12 protein-coding genes are annotated in these 15,308 nt (G+C 56.3%); 10 read left to right on the forward strand and 2 right to left on the reverse strand.

The window, feature by feature from the left end; genetic code table 11:
- Window positions 1–6 precede the first annotated feature (6 nt).
- From TU86_RS00230 to bfr, 4 genes are all read left to right on the forward strand, one after another.
- Window positions 7–1,008, forward strand: coding sequence for a DNA-directed RNA polymerase subunit alpha (locus tag TU86_RS00230; RefSeq protein ID WP_003176403.1), 1,002 nt, complete (start codon window positions 7–9; stop codon window positions 1,006–1,008).
- Between the two features lie 42 nt (window positions 1,009–1,050).
- A complete protein-coding gene (gene rplQ / locus TU86_RS00235; RefSeq protein WP_016779185.1) occupies window positions 1,051–1,437 on the forward strand; it encodes a 50S ribosomal protein L17 in 387 nt (128 codons plus the stop codon).
- A gap of 173 nt (window positions 1,438–1,610) precedes the next feature.
- Window positions 1,611–3,059 (forward strand): catalase, encoded by a 1,449-nt coding sequence (locus tag TU86_RS00240; protein ID WP_048362316.1) that lies wholly within the window; start codon window positions 1,611–1,613, stop codon window positions 3,057–3,059.
- Window positions 3,060–3,214: 155 nt separating this feature from the next.
- Window positions 3,215–3,679, forward strand: coding sequence for a bacterioferritin (gene bfr, locus TU86_RS00245; protein ID WP_048362317.1), 465 nt, complete (start codon window positions 3,215–3,217; stop codon window positions 3,677–3,679).
- 60 nt (window positions 3,680–3,739) lie between these two features.
- On the opposite strand, the gene uvrA is transcribed toward bfr, so the two are convergent.
- The gene (gene uvrA / locus TU86_RS00250) at window positions 3,740–6,574 is read right to left on the reverse strand and encodes an excinuclease ABC subunit UvrA (RefSeq protein WP_048362318.1); all 2,835 of its coding nucleotides are present in this window, start codon (window positions 6,572–6,574) and stop codon (window positions 3,740–3,742) included.
- Between the two features lie 197 nt (window positions 6,575–6,771).
- Here uvrA and TU86_RS00255 point away from each other — a divergent pair, with 197 nt between their 5' ends.
- Together TU86_RS00255 and TU86_RS00260 are read left to right on the forward strand one after the other, a co-directional pair.
- Window positions 6,772–8,163, forward strand: a complete 1,392-nt coding sequence (locus TU86_RS00255) for an MFS transporter (protein WP_048362319.1) — start codon at window positions 6,772–6,774, stop codon at window positions 8,161–8,163.
- A 9-nt stretch (window positions 8,164–8,172) separates the two neighbouring features.
- Window positions 8,173–8,712 (forward strand): single-stranded DNA-binding protein, encoded by a 540-nt coding sequence (locus tag TU86_RS00260; RefSeq protein ID WP_048362320.1) that lies wholly within the window; start codon window positions 8,173–8,175, stop codon window positions 8,710–8,712.
- 97 nt (window positions 8,713–8,809) lie between these two features.
- Here the strand turns inward: TU86_RS00260 and TU86_RS00265 are convergent, their stop codons facing one another.
- The gene (locus tag TU86_RS00265; RefSeq protein ID WP_048362321.1) at window positions 8,810–9,997 is read right to left on the reverse strand and encodes an MFS transporter; all 1,188 of its coding nucleotides are present in this window, start codon (window positions 9,995–9,997) and stop codon (window positions 8,810–8,812) included.
- 110 nt (window positions 9,998–10,107) lie between these two features.
- On the opposite strand from TU86_RS00265, the gene TU86_RS00270 reads away from it, so the two are divergent.
- From TU86_RS00270 to TU86_RS00285, 4 genes are all read left to right on the forward strand, one after another.
- On the forward strand, window positions 10,108–11,013 hold the full coding sequence (locus TU86_RS00270; RefSeq protein ID WP_048362322.1) for a LysR family transcriptional regulator: 906 nt from the start codon (window positions 10,108–10,110) through the stop codon (window positions 11,011–11,013).
- 193 nt (window positions 11,014–11,206) lie between these two features.
- Window positions 11,207–13,321, forward strand: coding sequence for a mechanosensitive ion channel family protein (locus tag TU86_RS00275; protein ID WP_048363002.1), 2,115 nt, complete (start codon window positions 11,207–11,209; stop codon window positions 13,319–13,321).
- 146 nt (window positions 13,322–13,467) lie between these two features.
- A complete protein-coding gene (locus TU86_RS00280) occupies window positions 13,468–14,352 on the forward strand; it encodes a sugar nucleotide-binding protein (RefSeq protein ID WP_082149383.1) in 885 nt (294 codons plus the stop codon).
- Window positions 14,345–15,274, forward strand: coding sequence for an NAD-dependent epimerase/dehydratase family protein (locus TU86_RS00285; protein WP_048362324.1), 930 nt, complete (start codon window positions 14,345–14,347; stop codon window positions 15,272–15,274). The genes TU86_RS00280 and TU86_RS00285 overlap by 8 nt, the downstream gene beginning before the upstream one ends.
- Window positions 15,275–15,308 lie beyond the last annotated feature (34 nt).

Here is a 15,308-nt window from a genome sequence, read left to right on the forward strand (position 1 = left end):
GCATCCATGCAGATTTCGGTAAATGAGTTCCTGACACCTCGCCATATTGATGTGCAAGTTGTCAGTCCAACCCGCGCTAAAATCACTCTCGAGCCTCTCGAGCGTGGTTTTGGCCACACCCTGGGCAACGCGCTGCGCCGCATCCTGTTGTCCTCAATGCCAGGCTGTGCAGTAGTCGAGGCCGAGATTGATGGTGTGCTCCACGAGTACAGCGCCATCGAAGGTGTACAGGAAGACGTAATTGAAATCCTGTTGAACCTTAAAGGTCTGGCTATCAAGCTGCACGGCCGTGACGAAGTTACGCTGACCTTGTCGAAGAAGGGTTCGGGGGTGGTTACCGCTGCCGATATTCAGCTGGATCATGATGTCGAGATCGTTAATCCCGATCACGTAATCGCCAACCTGGCGTCTAACGGCGCCTTGAACATGAAGCTCACTGTAGCTCGTGGTCGTGGTTATGAACCAGCCGACTCGCGTCAGAGCGATGAAGACGAAAGCCGCAGCATTGGTCGCTTGCAGCTTGATTCTTCGTTCAGCCCGGTTCGCCGTATCGCATACGTGGTGGAAAACGCCCGTGTCGAGCAGCGCACCAACCTGGACAAACTGGTTATTGATCTGGAGACCAACGGTACCCTGGATCCTGAAGAGGCCATTCGTCGTGCTGCAACCATCCTGCAACAGCAGTTGGCTGCATTCGTCGACCTCAAAGGTGACAGCGAGCCAGTGGTTATCGAACAGGAAGACGAGATCGATCCGATCCTGCTTCGTCCGGTTGACGATCTGGAACTGACCGTGCGTTCGGCCAACTGCCTTAAGGCGGAGAACATTTACTACATCGGTGACCTGATTCAGCGCACCGAAGTAGAACTGTTGAAGACTCCGAACCTGGGCAAGAAATCCTTGACTGAAATCAAGGACGTTCTGGCCTCCCGTGGTCTGTCCCTCGGCATGCGCCTCGACAACTGGCCGCCTGCAAGTCTTAAGAAGGACGACAAGGCGACTGCCTGATCGTCGTAATCACCGAACGTTGTGTTTGGTAAGGAATGAACCATGCGTCATCGTAAAAGTGGTCGTCACCTGAGCCGCACTAGCTCGCACCGCAAGGCTATGTTTCAAAACATGGCAGTGTCGTTGTTCGAGCACGAGCTGATCAAAACGACTCTGCCGAAAGCCAAAGAACTGCGTCGTGTTGCTGAGCCGCTGATTACTCTGGCCAAGATTGATTCTGTTGCTAACCGCCGTCTGGCATTCGACCGTACTCGTTCGAAAGCCATGGTTGGTAAGCTGTTCAACGATCTGGGCAAGCGTTATGCAACTCGTGAGGGTGGCTACCTGCGCATCCTCAAGTGCGGTTTCCGCGCTGGCGACAACGCGCCTATGGCGTACGTCGAGTTGGTTGATCGTCCAGTTGGCGGTGAAGCTGTATCCGCTGAGTAAGACGTCAGTCTCTACAAAGAACCGGGCCTAGTGCCCGGTTTTTTGTGCGCGTTGAATTAAGTTTTTCTATTGTTGTGCATCATTTAATGCATTTGCCCATGTTAAATACATGGTCAATACTCCCCCTCAGCCGATTAGCCGGCAGCACCAAGACTGACTGAGGAAGTAAACGCATGAGCCAGACCAAAACGCTTACCACCGCCAGCGGCGCCCCAGTAGCTGATAACCAGAATTCTCGTTCTGCCGGTCCTCGCGGCCCCTTGTTGCTCGATGACTTCCATTTGATTGAGAAGCTCGCGCATTTCAATCGCGAAAATATTCCAGAGCGTCGTGTACACGCTAAAGGTTCAGGTGCGCACGGTACGTTCACCCTGACCCGTGATATGACCCAGTTCAGCAGCGCCAAACTGTTCGATACCCTTGGCAAGCAAACGCCGACATTCATGCGCTTCTCTACCGTGGGTGGTGAACGCGGCTCTGCTGACACCGAGCGCGACCCGCGCGGCTTTGCCATCAAGTTCTATACCGAAGAAGGTAACTGGGACATTGTGGGCAACAACACACCTGTGTTTTTCATCCGTGATCCACTGAAGTTTCCTGACTTCATTCACACGCAAAAGCGTCTGCCGCAGAGCAATCTGAAAAGCGCACAAATGATGTGGGACTTTTGGTCGCACTCACCTGAGTCTCTGCATCAGGTCACGATCTTGTTTTCTGACCGAGGCATTCCTGATGGCTATCGCCACATGCACGGTTTCGGCAGCCACACTTACAGCTTGATCAACGCTGCGGGTGAGCGTCATTGGGTTAAATGGCATTACAAAACCAAGCAAGGGATCAAAAACCTGCCACCGGCAGAAGCTGCACGTTTGGCAGGCACTGATCCTGACTACGCTCAGCGTGATCTGTTTGGTGCCATTGAGCGTGGCGACTTCCCGAAATGGCGCGTTTGCATGCAGGTAATGACCGAAGCGCAGGCCGCTGCACATTACGAAAACCCGTTTGATGTGACTAAAACCTGGTCGCAAAAAGAGTTCCCGTTGATAGAAATTGGCGAGTTGGAGTTGAACCGCAACCCGCTCAACTATTTCGCAGAAGTCGAACAAGCCGCTTTTGGGCCTAGCAACATGATTCCGGGCGTAGGCCTGTCTCCTGATCGCATGCTGCAAGGTCGTGTGTTCGCTTACGCCGATGCGCATCGCTATCGTGTAGGTACTAACCACCAACACCTGCCGATTAACTCGCCTCGTGTACCCGTTCACACGTACCAGCGTGATGGCTCGATGGCATATGGCAACAATGGGGGGGCAGCGCCGAACTACGAGCCTAATAGCTACGCAGACGCTCCTAAGCAGGCGCCGCAGTACGCGGAGCCGCCTTTGGCGTTGAGCGGCGCAGCGGACCGATACGATCACCGTGAAGACAGCGACTACTACAGCCACGCCGGCGCTTTGTTTCGTTTGATGAATGAGGAGCAGAAAGCCTTGCTCATCAACAATATTGCAGGCGCCATGGCCGGCGTATCGGACGACGTGGTAGAGCGTCAGCTTCAGCATTTCTACAATGCCGATCAGGCGTATGGTGACGGTGTTGCAAGTGCGCTGGGTGTACAGCGTAACTAACTCTAAGTGAGAAGCAGAACCGCCCTCAATTGGGCGGTTTTTGCGTTTTTTAACCTGTTTTTCTCGTCATAAGAGGGTATTTATTGCGATTGAGCCGTGACCTCTGGGTCGGCTTGGTTCAAACTACAGCCTTTCAAGCAGGGAGATGTGGGCCGATGCTAGGGCACCCGGAAGTAATCGATTACCTCAACACGTTGCTGACCGGCGAGCTGGCTGCACGTGACCAATATTTCGTCCATTCCCGCATGTATGAGGATTGGGGTTTCACAAAGTTGTACGAACGTATCAACCACGAGATGGAAGAAGAGGCACAACACGCAGATGCGTTGATGCGCCGGATTCTGATGCTTGAAGGTACTCCGCGTATGCGCCCGGATGACTTGGATGTGGGTACTTCTGTACCGGACATGTTCGCCGCAGATTTACGCCTTGAGTACAAAGTACGTGCTGCACTGTGCAAGGGCATTGAGTTGTGCGAGCTACACAAGGATTACGTCAGCCGCGACATGCTGCGTATTCAGTTGGCTGATACCGAAGAAGATCACACCTACTGGCTGGAAAAACAGCTGGGCCTGATCAAGTCAATCGGCCTTCAGAACTACCTGCAATCGCAGTTCTGATGGCTCAGTAAAAAGCCCCTGTCATCATCACGATGACAGGGGCTTTTTCATACGTTGCGGTTAAGCTTTATCGCGGATCAGTAACGGCTTCAGATAGAAGCCTGTGTGTGACTGCTTCATTTCAGCGACGTCTTCAGGCGTGCCGGTGGCAATGATCTGCCCACCTTTGGAGCCGCCTTCAGGACCGAGGTCCACCAGCCAGTCGGCTGTTTTAATCACGTCCAAGTTGTGCTCGATGACCACCACGGTGTTGCCGTGATCGCGCAGACGATGCAGCACATCCAGCAACTGTTGAATATCCGCAAAGTGCAGGCCCGTTGTTGGCTCGTCGAGGATATACAGGGTTTTACCGGTGTCACGCTTGGACAGCTCGCGGGACAGCTTTACCCGCTGCGCTTCACCGCCTGACAGTGTCGTGGCAGATTGTCCGAGCTTGATGTATGACAAGCCTACGTCCATCAACGTTTGCAGCTTACGCGCCAAGGCAGGCACCGCATCGAAGAACACACGGGCTTCTTCGATGGTCATCTCCAGTACTTCGTGGATGCTCTTGCCCTTGTATTTTATCTCAAGGGTTTCGCGGTTATAGCGCTTGCTTTTGCACACGTCGCACGGCACGTAGATGTCAGGCAGAAAGTGCATCTCTACCTTGATCAAGCCATCACCTTGGCACGCCTCGCAGCGACCCCCTTTCACGTTGAACGAGAAACGCCCCGGACCATAACCCCGGGAGCGGGATTCAGGCACGCCAGAAAACAGTTCGCGAATGGGGGTAAACAGCCCGGTGTACGTCGCCGGGTTGGAACGCGGCGTACGGCCGATCGGGCTTTGGTCGATATCTACGACTTTATCCAAGTGCTCCAGACCTTTAATGCTGTCGTGAGCGGCGGCTTCCAGCGTGGTAGCACCGTTCAAGGCCGTTGCGCTGAGCGGGTAGAGCGTGTTGTTGATCAGCGTCGACTTGCCTGACCCTGAAACACCGGTCACACACGTCAGCAAACCAATCGGGATCTCAAGGTCGACATTGCGCAAATTGTTGCCGCGCGCGCCTTTGAGCGACAGGGTCAGCTTCTTGTTGCGCGGTGTGCGTTTGGCAGGGACTGCGATCTTCACTCGGCCCGACAAGTATTTGCCCGTCAGCGAGTCAGGGTGGGCCATGACTTCGGCAGGCGTGCCTTGTGCAACGATATGGCCACCATGTACGCCCGCGCCCGGCCCGATGTCCACCACATAGTCCGCCAGCCGGATGGCATCTTCATCGTGCTCGACGACAATCACCGTATTGCCAATGTCGCGCAGGTGCTTGAGCGTGCCCAGCAAGCGATCGTTATCGCGCTGATGCAAACCGATAGACGGCTCGTCGAGGATATACAGCACGCCCACCAAGCCCGCACCAATCTGGCTGGCTAAGCGAATGCGCTGCGCTTCGCCGCCGGATAATGTGTCGGCGCTACGGTCCAGAGACAAGTAATCCAGGCCCACATTCACTAGGAACTGTAAGCGCTCGCGAATCTCTTTAAGAATCTTGTCCGCAATCTCGCCACGGCGGCCGGTCAGGCTCAGCGTGCTGAAATACTCTGTTGCATCGCCAATCGGCATATTGGTTACGGCAGGCAGGGTTTTCTCGCCTACCCACACGTGGCGCGCTTCGCGGCGCAAACGCGTGCCCCTGCAGTCAGGGCAAGCCTGCGTGCTGAGAAACTTGGCCAGCTCTTCGCGCACGGTCGCCGACTCGGTTTCACGATAGCGACGTTCAAGATTCGGCACGATGCCTTCGAACGGGTGCGCGCGTTTAACGATGTCGCCGCGATCATTCAAATAACGGAAGTCAACGTTCTGGGTACCGCTGCCATACAGAATGACTTTCTGTTTGTCGGCAGGCAGCTCGCTGAACGGCACTTCGAGGCTGAAATCGTAATGCTTGGCCAGCGCACCGAGCATCTGGAAGTAATAGACGTTACGCCTGTCCCATCCACGGATGGCGCCTTCGGCCAAGGTTAAATCGCCGTTGACCAGGCGCTTGATGTCGAAAAACTGCTTCACGCCCAAACCATCGCACGTCGGGCAAGCGCCCGCCGGGTTGTTGAAGGAAAACAGTTTGGGTTCCAGTTCGCTGATGGCATGCCCGCAAATAGGGCAGGCAAAGCGCGCCGAGAAAATCATTTCTTCGCCAGGCTCGTCGTCCATTGGCGCGACCAAGGCGATACCATCGGCCAGTTTCAGGGCTGTTTCAAACGACTCGGCCAAACGTTGTTGCAGGTCCGCACGTACTTTGAAGCGGTCAACCACCACATCGATGGTGTGTTTTTTCTGCTTGTCCAGCTTCGGCAGTTCATCCAGCTCGCAGAGTTTGCCGTTAAACCGCGCACGCACAAATCCTTGCGCTCGCAGCTCTTCAAACACTGACAAATGCTCTCCCTTGCGCTCACGAATCACCGGCGCCAGCAACATCAGCTTGCTGCCTTCGGGTTGTGCCAGCACCAAGTCGACCATCTGGCTGACGGTCTGTGCTTCCAGGGGAATATCGTGATCCGGGCAACGCGGAATACCTACACGGGCATACAGCAAACGCAGGTAGTCGTAAATTTCAGTGATAGTGCCGACAGTTGATCGCGGGTTGTGCGAGGTTGATTTCTGCTCGATGGAGATTGCTGGCGACAGACCTTCGATGGTGTCGACGTCAGGTTTTTCCATCATTGACAGAAACTGCCGCGCATAGGCTGACAGTGACTCGACATAACGCCGCTGGCCTTCGGCATACAACGTGTCAAACGCCAGGGATGATTTGCCGGAGCCAGACAGTCCGGTGATGACGATCAGTTTGTCCCGTGGCAGGGTCAGGTCGATGTTCTTCAGGTTGTGGGTTCGTGCCCCACGTATCAGGATCTTGTCCACTGCGGCCTCGCTTGGCGGGCATTACGTAAACGAATGAGTATACGGCGCTGTGCGAAAGCTGTGCAGGCCCTTAATGGCACGATGTCATTAAGCAGCCTTTATAACTTTTACGTGACAAAGCGTCGCGCATCGCTCGTGTGTGTGCTGTTACACGATGGGACTGGTAGAATCGCCGCCGGTTCACACGAGGTTTTTCCATGCACGATCCCCATAGCGAACGCATGAGTGGTAGCGAGACCCGCGCAGCAAGCGGTCTGGCCCTTGTGTTTGCCTTCCGTATGCTTGGTATGTTCATGGTGTTGCCCGTATTGGCGACCTATGGGATGGACCTCGCAGGTGCTACACCGGCCTTGATTGGCCTGGCCATTGGCGCCTATGGCCTGACTCAGGCGCTTTTTCAAATTCCGTTCGGGGTTATTTCTGACCGTATAGGTCGGCGCCCGGTGATCTACCTCGGGTTAATTGTCTTCGCCTTGGGCAGCGTACTGGCTGCGAACTCGGATTCAATTTGGGGCGTGATTGCAGGACGAGTCCTTCAAGGCGCCGGTGCCATTTCTGCTGCCGTCATGGCTCTGCTTTCTGATCTGACTCGCGAACAACACCGCACCAAAGCCATGGCCATGATCGGCATGACCATTGGGTTGTCGTTTGCCGTGGCAATGGTCGTAGGCCCGTTGTTAACCCGCGCATTCGGTTTGTCGGGTTTGTTTTTAGCCACCGGCGCGATGGCTCTGGTGGGGATTGTGATCGTCATGTTCATGGTGCCGCGCTCAACCGGTACGTTGCAGCACCGTGAATCCGGCGTGGCCAGGCAGGCTTTGATACCGACGTTGCGCCATCCAGACTTGCTGCGCCTGGACCTCGGCATTTTTGTGTTGCACGCCATGTTGATGTCCAGTTTCATCGCCTTGCCGCTGGCGCTGGTTGAAAAAGCCGGTTTGCCCAAGGAACAACACTGGTGGGTCTACCTGACTGCCTTGCTTATTTCTTTCTTCGCCATGATCCCGTTCATCATCTACGGCGAGAAAAAACGCAAAATGAAACGAGTTTTACTCGGCGCCGTCGCGACGTTGATGCTCACTGAGCTATTCTTCTGGCAGTTCGGCGACAGCTTGCGCGCTTTAGTGATCGGCACGGTGGTGTTTTTCACCGCGTTCAATCTGCTAGAGGCGTCATTGCCTTCGCTGATCAGCAAAGTGTCACCAGCGGGCGGCAAGGGCACGGCGATGGGGGTTTATTCCACCAGCCAATTCCTCGGTTCAGCACTGGGCGGCATACTCGGTGGCTGGTTATTTCAGCATGGCGGTCTGTCGGTTGTGTTCCTTGGATGCGCAGGTCTGGCTGCCCTCTGGCTCGCCTTTGCTGTTACCATGCGCGAACCTCCGTATGTGACAAGCGTGCGCTTGCCGTTATCGCCTGAGGCGCTTCGCGAAGCAGGCCTGAGCGAGCGTTTGAAGGCTGTTGCTGGAGTCACTGATGCAGTGGTGGCAGCCGAAGAGGCTGCCATTTATATCAAATTGGACACCGAACTATTGGATCGCGCGACACTCGAGCAGTTGGTTAACCCAGCGCCGACGTGCGAAGCCTAGGAGAACGTTATGGCCCGTGGGGTTAACAAAGTTATATTGGTCGGCACGTGCGGCCAGGATCCCGAAGTTCGCTACTTGCCTAACGGTAATGCCGTGACCAACCTGAGTCTGGCAACCAGCGAACAGTGGACTGACAAGCAAACTGGCCAGAAAGTCGAAAAGACTGAATGGCACCGTGTCTCGATGTTCGGCAAAGTGGCTGAAATCGCCGGCGAATACCTGCGTAAAGGTTCGCAAGTCTACATCGAAGGCAAGCTGCAAACCCGTGAGTGGGAAAAAGACGGTATCAAGCGTTACACCACTGAAATCGTGGTCGACATGCAGGGCACCATGCAGCTGCTGGGTGGCCGTCCTCAGGGCGATCAACAAAACCAGGGTGGTGGCAACAACTACCAACAGCAGCAGTCTGCCCCGCGTCAGCAGGCTCAACGCCCAGCGCCGCAACAGCAACAACAGCAGCCACAGCGCGATTCGCGCCCAGCGCCGCAACAGCAGGCACCGCAACCTGCTCCGGATTTCGACAGCTTTGATGACGATATCCCGTTCTAAGCCCCACTAGGCACGTGCTTAGTCGCAGAACTCACGCACGCTGAACGCTTAAAAGGCCGGTCACTTTCTCAGTGACCGGCCTTTTTATTTGCGCGGTTTATGAGCGTCGCATCAACAGCAAGGCCAAGCCTATAGCCGTCGCGGCAATGCCTGCTGAGATCATGCCCAGCGATTGGAGCCCGTAGTGCTGAATCCCGAGGCCTCCCACGATTGCGCCCAAACCGATACCCGCATTGGCTGCCGAAATGTTCAAGGATGCAGCTAAGGCTTGAGCCTTGGCGCCCGCGCGCATGACGCGAACCTGGCAGATCGGGAACAGGGCCGTGTAGGCGATGCCCCACACCACCAGCGCAACAATCAGCCCCGTGTGCTGTGACGCGAGAGGAGTGGCTGCCAGCATGCCGGCCGCCAGTAATGTCAGAAACAACACACTGGACCCCAGCGGGCTGCGATCAACAAGACGCCCGCCGATCTGGTTACCCAGCATGCCTACAGCACCAAAGCCCATGAGCCACCAACCCACGTGACGGGGCGCAATGCCAGCCAGGCTCTCAAGGGTGTCTGCCAGGTAGGTATAAGCGGTAAACATCGCTGTAAAGGTCAGTATTGAGAGTGCGACGTGGCCGATAAAGCGCGGGTCTTTGAGGATCAGTGTTTGTTTGTTTGCCGTGGTGCGTTTTGGCGCAGAAGGCAGTGTCGGCATGCAGGTGAGCATCAGTCCTGCGATCAACAGGCACAGCGCCGCCAAGATCCAAAAACTGCCACGCCATCCGACAGCATCTGCGGCCAGCGTGCCCAACGGAATGCCAAATACCAGCGCTGCCGAAATACCCATGTACACATTGGCGATGGCCTTGCCGGCATGCGCCGGGCCGGCCAGTTGCCCAGCAGTTTCGCTGGCGGTGCCCCAAAACACGGGCAACAGCAGCGCGGGAATAAAACGTGCTATCGCCATGACCCAGATATTGACCGACACGGCTGCCAATGCATTGGATGCCGCAAACACCAGCACGATGAAAGTGAACAGCTTGCGCCGATCAATGTGCGCTAGCCGCGCTGTCAAAATGGGGCCAAACAGCATCACCGTGAAGGCAAATAACGTGACTAACTGTCCCGCCAGAGTCACGGAAATGGCCAGGTCACGAGCCAGCGCGGGCAGTAGGCCGATGATCAAAAATTCGGTTGTCACAATCACAAAGGCAGCAATCGCCATGATTGCAATCTGTACCCCTGTTCGAGGTTGAGATGGACTGTGGACCGCAGCAGGGGTCTGTGAAGAAGGCATGTTGCATCGCTCTATTGAAATCAGGGCGACAGCTTATTGGAGAAATTTATTCGTATTGCGGCTATAAAATACCCAATCGTGTGAATTTAATTACCCAATGGAGAGGTGTCATGTTTTCTTCTGAGCGGTTGAAAGGTCTGGATGTGTTTGTCTGCGTGGCTGAAACCGGCAGTTTCACGACGGCGGCCGAGCGTCTGAACGTGACTCGCTCAGCCATCAGTAAAGCCATTACCCGTCTGGAAGCGCGGTTGGACACCCGGCTGTTTAATCGAACTACCCGCAGGCTGGCCCTGACCGATGCGGGCGTCAGGTTCTATCGCACCTGCACCAACGTGCTGGGTGAACTGGAGGAGGCCGAGCTGTCACTTCATGCCCACAACACTGAACCCATGGGGCGAGTGCGCATCGACCTGCCGGCGGCCTACGGGCGCCTGCATGCGCTCGGGGTTATTTTGCGCTGCGTTGAAGCGCATGAACTGTTAGTGCCGCACATCTCGTTTTCTGATCGTTATGTGGACCCGGTTGAAGAGGATATCGACATCGTGGTGCGCATTGGTGGCTCAAACATATGGCCGCCCACCTTGGGGCGGGGCTATTTGGGGACCGAACGGCTGGTTTTTTGCGCCTCCCCCGCGTATGTGCTCAAGCATGGAGCACCCAAGACTGCGCATGATCTGGAGCACCACCGCTGCGTGATGTATGGCCGTGCAGATGGCCAGGTCAACCCTTGGTATTTTGCGGGGCCGCAAGGTGGCAGCGAGCGCCGGCTGTTGCCTGCCCACCTCACAGTGGGTGACGGAGAAGGGCAGGTAGCCGCCGTGTTGGCAGGTCATGGCATTGCTCAATTGCCGACCTGGCTGGTTAAGCAGCCACTGGCAGAGGGCAAACTGGTGGAGGTATTGGCGCACTTGGCTACCGAAGGGTCGCCGGTGAATCTGGTGTGGCTCAAGCGCCGAGAGGCCCAGCCTAAAGTGAGCGTTCTACTTGAGGCGCTGGGGGCTGCGCTGGCGCCTTGAGGTACAGGCAGATACCCCGACCTATGCGGCTTTTATCTGTATCCAGCGTGAGATGCTTTTGCGCCTTATGTGCGAACACTTCCTGGTGATTGACTACGCTGTACTCAGAAAAATAGATATGGCGGCTGAAATTCGAACTTCGCTGGCGCATTTCGATCAGTTGATAACAGACGTTCAGGAGGTTCCCCCGGTTTTGTCTTCTCTTAAAACAGTATGTTTGCTGGTCATCCTGCTGCTGACCGGCAATGGCTTTTTGCAGGCAGCGCCCACGCTGGCCTCCGTAATCAAGGCTGAAGAGTCTGATGGAAAGCCTCCGGTGCTGGTTGACGGCGGTTTGCTCGCAGCCTTGGGCGCGGGCATGGATGAGATGCAAGAAAAACTGGGCATGAGCGTGCACCTGCTCGATGCGTGGCGTTTGCGCACGGATCGAGCGGCGGACGAAGTCGGTGTTTTGGTTGAACAGGTCGCGTCGCATCCGTCCTGGAGTGGTGTAGGCGACTTCTTGGTGCTGTCCGCTGTCTGGCTGGCTGTGTTTGCCGCTGCGGTCATGGGAGGGCGGGTATTGGCTCGCCATGCATGTAATAGCCGTGGACTCAGGCCACGGCCGCGTGTGCAAACATTGACGCGTAACACGCTTTCTTACCTGCTGCCCGCTTTGATCGCCTTGCCGCTGACCTTATATGCCAGTCGCATGCTGCAAGACTCCATTGGCCGCTCGTTGGCTCTCAGCCTCTCGTATGCCAGCAGTGCCGGCGTGTTCTGTACCGCGTTAGTGCTGTCCTTGAGTGCGATGTTTTATGTAGGGCACAAGCGACACGCGGTAGAGATTATTCGTCGATATTCTGTACGGCCCTTATTCTTGATTGGTTTTTTTGCCGCCTTCAGCGACGCCATGAATAGCCCGCAAATGGCTCGACAAATCGGCGGCAACATTGCGAGTTGCTTGTCGGTACTGACGGGATTACTGGCGTGCGCAGTGTTTGCTTTTTTAGCCGTTAAATTGCGTCGCCCTGTGGCACACCTGATTCGCGACCGGGCGTTGGCGCAGCGTGTGGGCCAGCCCGCGCTACAAGAGTCATTGCGCATTTTTTCGGTGCTGTGGTACTGGCCGATCCTGCTGATGCTGTTGGTGTCGGCGCTTGACTTGTTGGGCGTGGGGGAGGGCAGTGAGCGCACGATGCGCAATGCATTGCTGACGTGCGGCTTGTTGATCGCCACCGTGTTCATGAGCACGATTTTGCATCACGGCTTCCACACCGAGGTAAAACGCAGTGGCGCGTATAAAGAGCGTTTGATGACCGTGCTGTATGCGCTATTGCGCATCGCTCTGGCGGTCACCTTTATCGAATTGCTGGCGCAAATCTGGGGCTTTTCTCTGCTGGCGTTTGCCTCGGACAGCAACACCGGCAGGGTGATCAGCGATTCACTGGGGCATATCCTGCTGATTTTATTAGTCACCTGGCTGACCTGGGTGGTGCTGGACACCGCCATCCAGCAAGCGCTGCAACCTACTACCAATCGTCGCGGCGCCCGTGAGCCGAGTACGCGGATCAAAACCATCCTGCCGCTGATGCGCAATGCAACCAAAGTGATACTGGTGGTGGTCTGCACCATTACCACGATGGCCAATTTAGGGGTCAACGTTGCGCCTTTCCTGGCGGGTGCCGGGGTGATTGGCCTGGCGATCGGTTTTGGTTCTCAGCAGTTGGTGCAAGACGTCATTACCGGGCTTTTCATCATCATCGAAGACACCATTTCAGTGGGCGATTGGGTCGTGGTAGACGCCAACCACGCGGGTACGGTCGAGGGTTTGACCATTCGCACCTTGCGTCTGCGCGACAGCCGCGGCTTTGTGCACTCGGTGCCCTTCGGTCAGATAAAGGCAGTCATCAATCACTCCAGGCAATTTGCCTACGCCTTCTTCTCGGTGCAGTTCACTTATGCCACGGACATCGACCAAGCCACCGACCTGATTCGCGACGCTGGCCGACAAATCAGCGATGACCCGTTGCTCAGTCTTAGCTTGCAAGGTTCATTGACCGTCTTTGGCGTCGATAGCATGAACTTGGATGGTGTCACCGTGACGGCCCAATTTCGGACCATGTCCGGTGCGCAAAGCACCATTACCCGTGCGTTCAATGACCGGCTCAAAAAGCTTGTGGATAAGTCTAATGACGTTCATTTTGCGCAAACCTATCCACAGGCCCTGCTGGCCCCCGTCAGTGCAGTGACGCAATCTGCGGCGCCAGACGGGGCGCCACATCGGTCTACGCTATTGCTGACCGATATGCCGCCATCGTCGCAATGATCCGCTGCGAGCCTGAGGAGCAGTTTGTCAGTGACGACAGGCTGATAAACCCGCAAAATGCGGGAGTCTTGATCATGGCCAACGGCTTGCACGGTTGGTTTTCTGGTATACATCACCGTTCTGAATAGACTGAGCCTGCACACTCTATGCGAATGCGCCTTATGTTATTGGGCGGCGGAAATGCTCTCGGGCAGGCGCTGATTCGTCTGGGTGCCGAGGAAGACATCCACTTCCTGGCCCCGCGTCCGCCGCAAGACGGCTGGGACGCTGCGAGTCTCACGCAACTGCTCGACGACACCCGACCGGACGCCGTTATCAACCTTGCGTACTACTTCGACTGGTTCCAGGCGCAGTCAGTCAGCGAAACCCGCTTGGCTGCCCAGGAACATGCCGTCGAACGGTTGGCCGAACTGTGCCAGCATCACAGCATCACCTTGCTCCAACCTTCCAGTTATCGCGTCTTCGACGGTTCGCGGGCCACGGCCTACAGCGAAAAAGACGAACCCGTGCCCTTGGGGTTGCGGGGTCAGGCGCTGTGGCGGATCGAGCAGAGTGTGCGGGCCATTTGTCCGCAGCACGTGCTGCTGCGTTTCGGCTGGCTGCTCGATGACAGCCCGGATGGTACCCTGGGGCGTTTTCTGGCTCAGGCTGAAAAAACCGGTGAGTTGCTGATGGCCGATGATCGCCGCGGCAATCCTACGCCGGTCGATGATGCGGCGCGGGTAATCATTTCGGTGCTCAAGCAGCTGGATTGTTCGGCACCCTTGTGGGGCACCTACCACTACGCCGGGCATGAGGCCACTACTCCGCTGGCGCTTGGTCAGGCGATTTTGGCCGAGGCGCGGAACCTGCATCCGCTGGCAATCGAAGCGCCTACACCACAAGCGCACGCCGCACGGCCGGATGCCGCAGAAGAACCACAGCACGCGGTGCTGGCATGTAAAAAAATCCTACACACCTTCGGGATCAAACCTCGCGCCTGGCGTGCCGGTCTCCCGATCCTACTGGACAGGTTTTATCGTCATGGCTGATGCCCCGATCCTCGTCACCGGCGGCGCCGGGTTTATAGGTTCCAATCTGGTTGACGCGTTGCTGGCCAAGGGCTACGCAGTGCGAATCCTGGATGACATGTCCACAGGCAAACGCAGCAACCTGCCCCTGGACAATCCCAACGTAGAACTGATTGAAGGTGATGTGGCAGATGCCGCGCTGGTCGCCGGCGTCATGGCCGGGTGCCGTGCCGTTGTGCATCTGGCCGCCGTGGCTTCAGTACAAGCCTCGGTAGACGACCCGGTACGCACTCACCAAAGCAACTTCGTCGGCACCTTGAACGTGTGCGAAGCCATGCGTGAATCAGGTGTAAAACGCGTGGTATTTGCCTCCAGTGCTGCGGTTTACGGCAACAACGGTGAAGGCGAGTCGATTGTCGAAGACACGCCTAAAGCACCGCTCACGCCCTATGCATCCGACAAGCTGGCCAGCGAATACTATTTGGATTTCTACCGTCGCCAGCACGGCCTGGAACCTGTGATCTTTCGCTTCTTCAACGTCTTTGGGCCACGCCAAGACCCGTCTTCGCCGTACTCGGGCGTGATCAGCATCTTCAGTGAACGCGCTGAAAAAGGCCTGCCCATCACCCTTTTTGGCGATGGCGAACAAACCCGCGATTTCGTCTACGTGGGCGACCTGGTCAACATTTTGGTGCAGGCCGTCGAGGCTGAACACGTTGAAGAGGGCGCGGTTAACGTGGGCCTGAACAAAGCCACCACCCTCAAGCAAATGCTCACCGCACTGAGCGACGTTGTCGGCCAGTTGCCGCCGATCAGCTACGGCCCGCCGCGTTCCGGCGACATCCGCCATTCGCGTGCCGACAACAGCCGTTTATTGCAGCGATTTACCTTGGGCGAAATCACGCCGATGAGTGAAGGGCTGGCGCGCTTGTTGGGGCGTTAACAAACACTGCATCTGAAAAAGGCGCCTTAAAAGG

The sequence above is a fragment of the Pseudomonas weihenstephanensis genome (genome assembly GCF_001043055.1).
GTDB lineage: Bacteria > Pseudomonadota > Gammaproteobacteria > Pseudomonadales > Pseudomonadaceae > Aquipseudomonas > Aquipseudomonas weihenstephanensis.

Coding starts and splice junctions, on each gene's coding strand:
- TU86_RS00230 (WP_003176403.1), top strand. CDS start 7: ATGCAGATTTCGGTAAATGAGTTCCTGACACCTCGCCATATTGATGTG.
- rplQ (WP_016779185.1), top strand. CDS start 1,051: ATGCGTCATCGTAAAAGTGGTCGTCACCTGAGCCGCACTAGCTCGCAC.
- TU86_RS00240 (WP_048362316.1), top strand. CDS start 1,611: ATGAGCCAGACCAAAACGCTTACCACCGCCAGCGGCGCCCCAGTAGCT.
- bfr (WP_048362317.1), top strand. CDS start 3,215: ATGCTAGGGCACCCGGAAGTAATCGATTACCTCAACACGTTGCTGACC.
- TU86_RS00255 (WP_048362319.1), top strand. CDS start 6,772: ATGCACGATCCCCATAGCGAACGCATGAGTGGTAGCGAGACCCGCGCA.
- TU86_RS00260 (WP_048362320.1), top strand. CDS start 8,173: ATGGCCCGTGGGGTTAACAAAGTTATATTGGTCGGCACGTGCGGCCAG.
- TU86_RS00265 (WP_048362321.1), bottom strand. CDS start 9,997: ATGCCTTCTTCACAGACCCCTGCTGCGGTCCACAGTCCATCTCAACCT.
- TU86_RS00270 (WP_048362322.1), top strand. CDS start 10,108: ATGTTTTCTTCTGAGCGGTTGAAAGGTCTGGATGTGTTTGTCTGCGTG.
- TU86_RS00280 (WP_082149383.1), top strand. CDS start 13,468: ATGCGAATGCGCCTTATGTTATTGGGCGGCGGAAATGCTCTCGGGCAG.
- TU86_RS00285 (WP_048362324.1), top strand. CDS start 14,345: ATGGCTGATGCCCCGATCCTCGTCACCGGCGGCGCCGGGTTTATAGGT.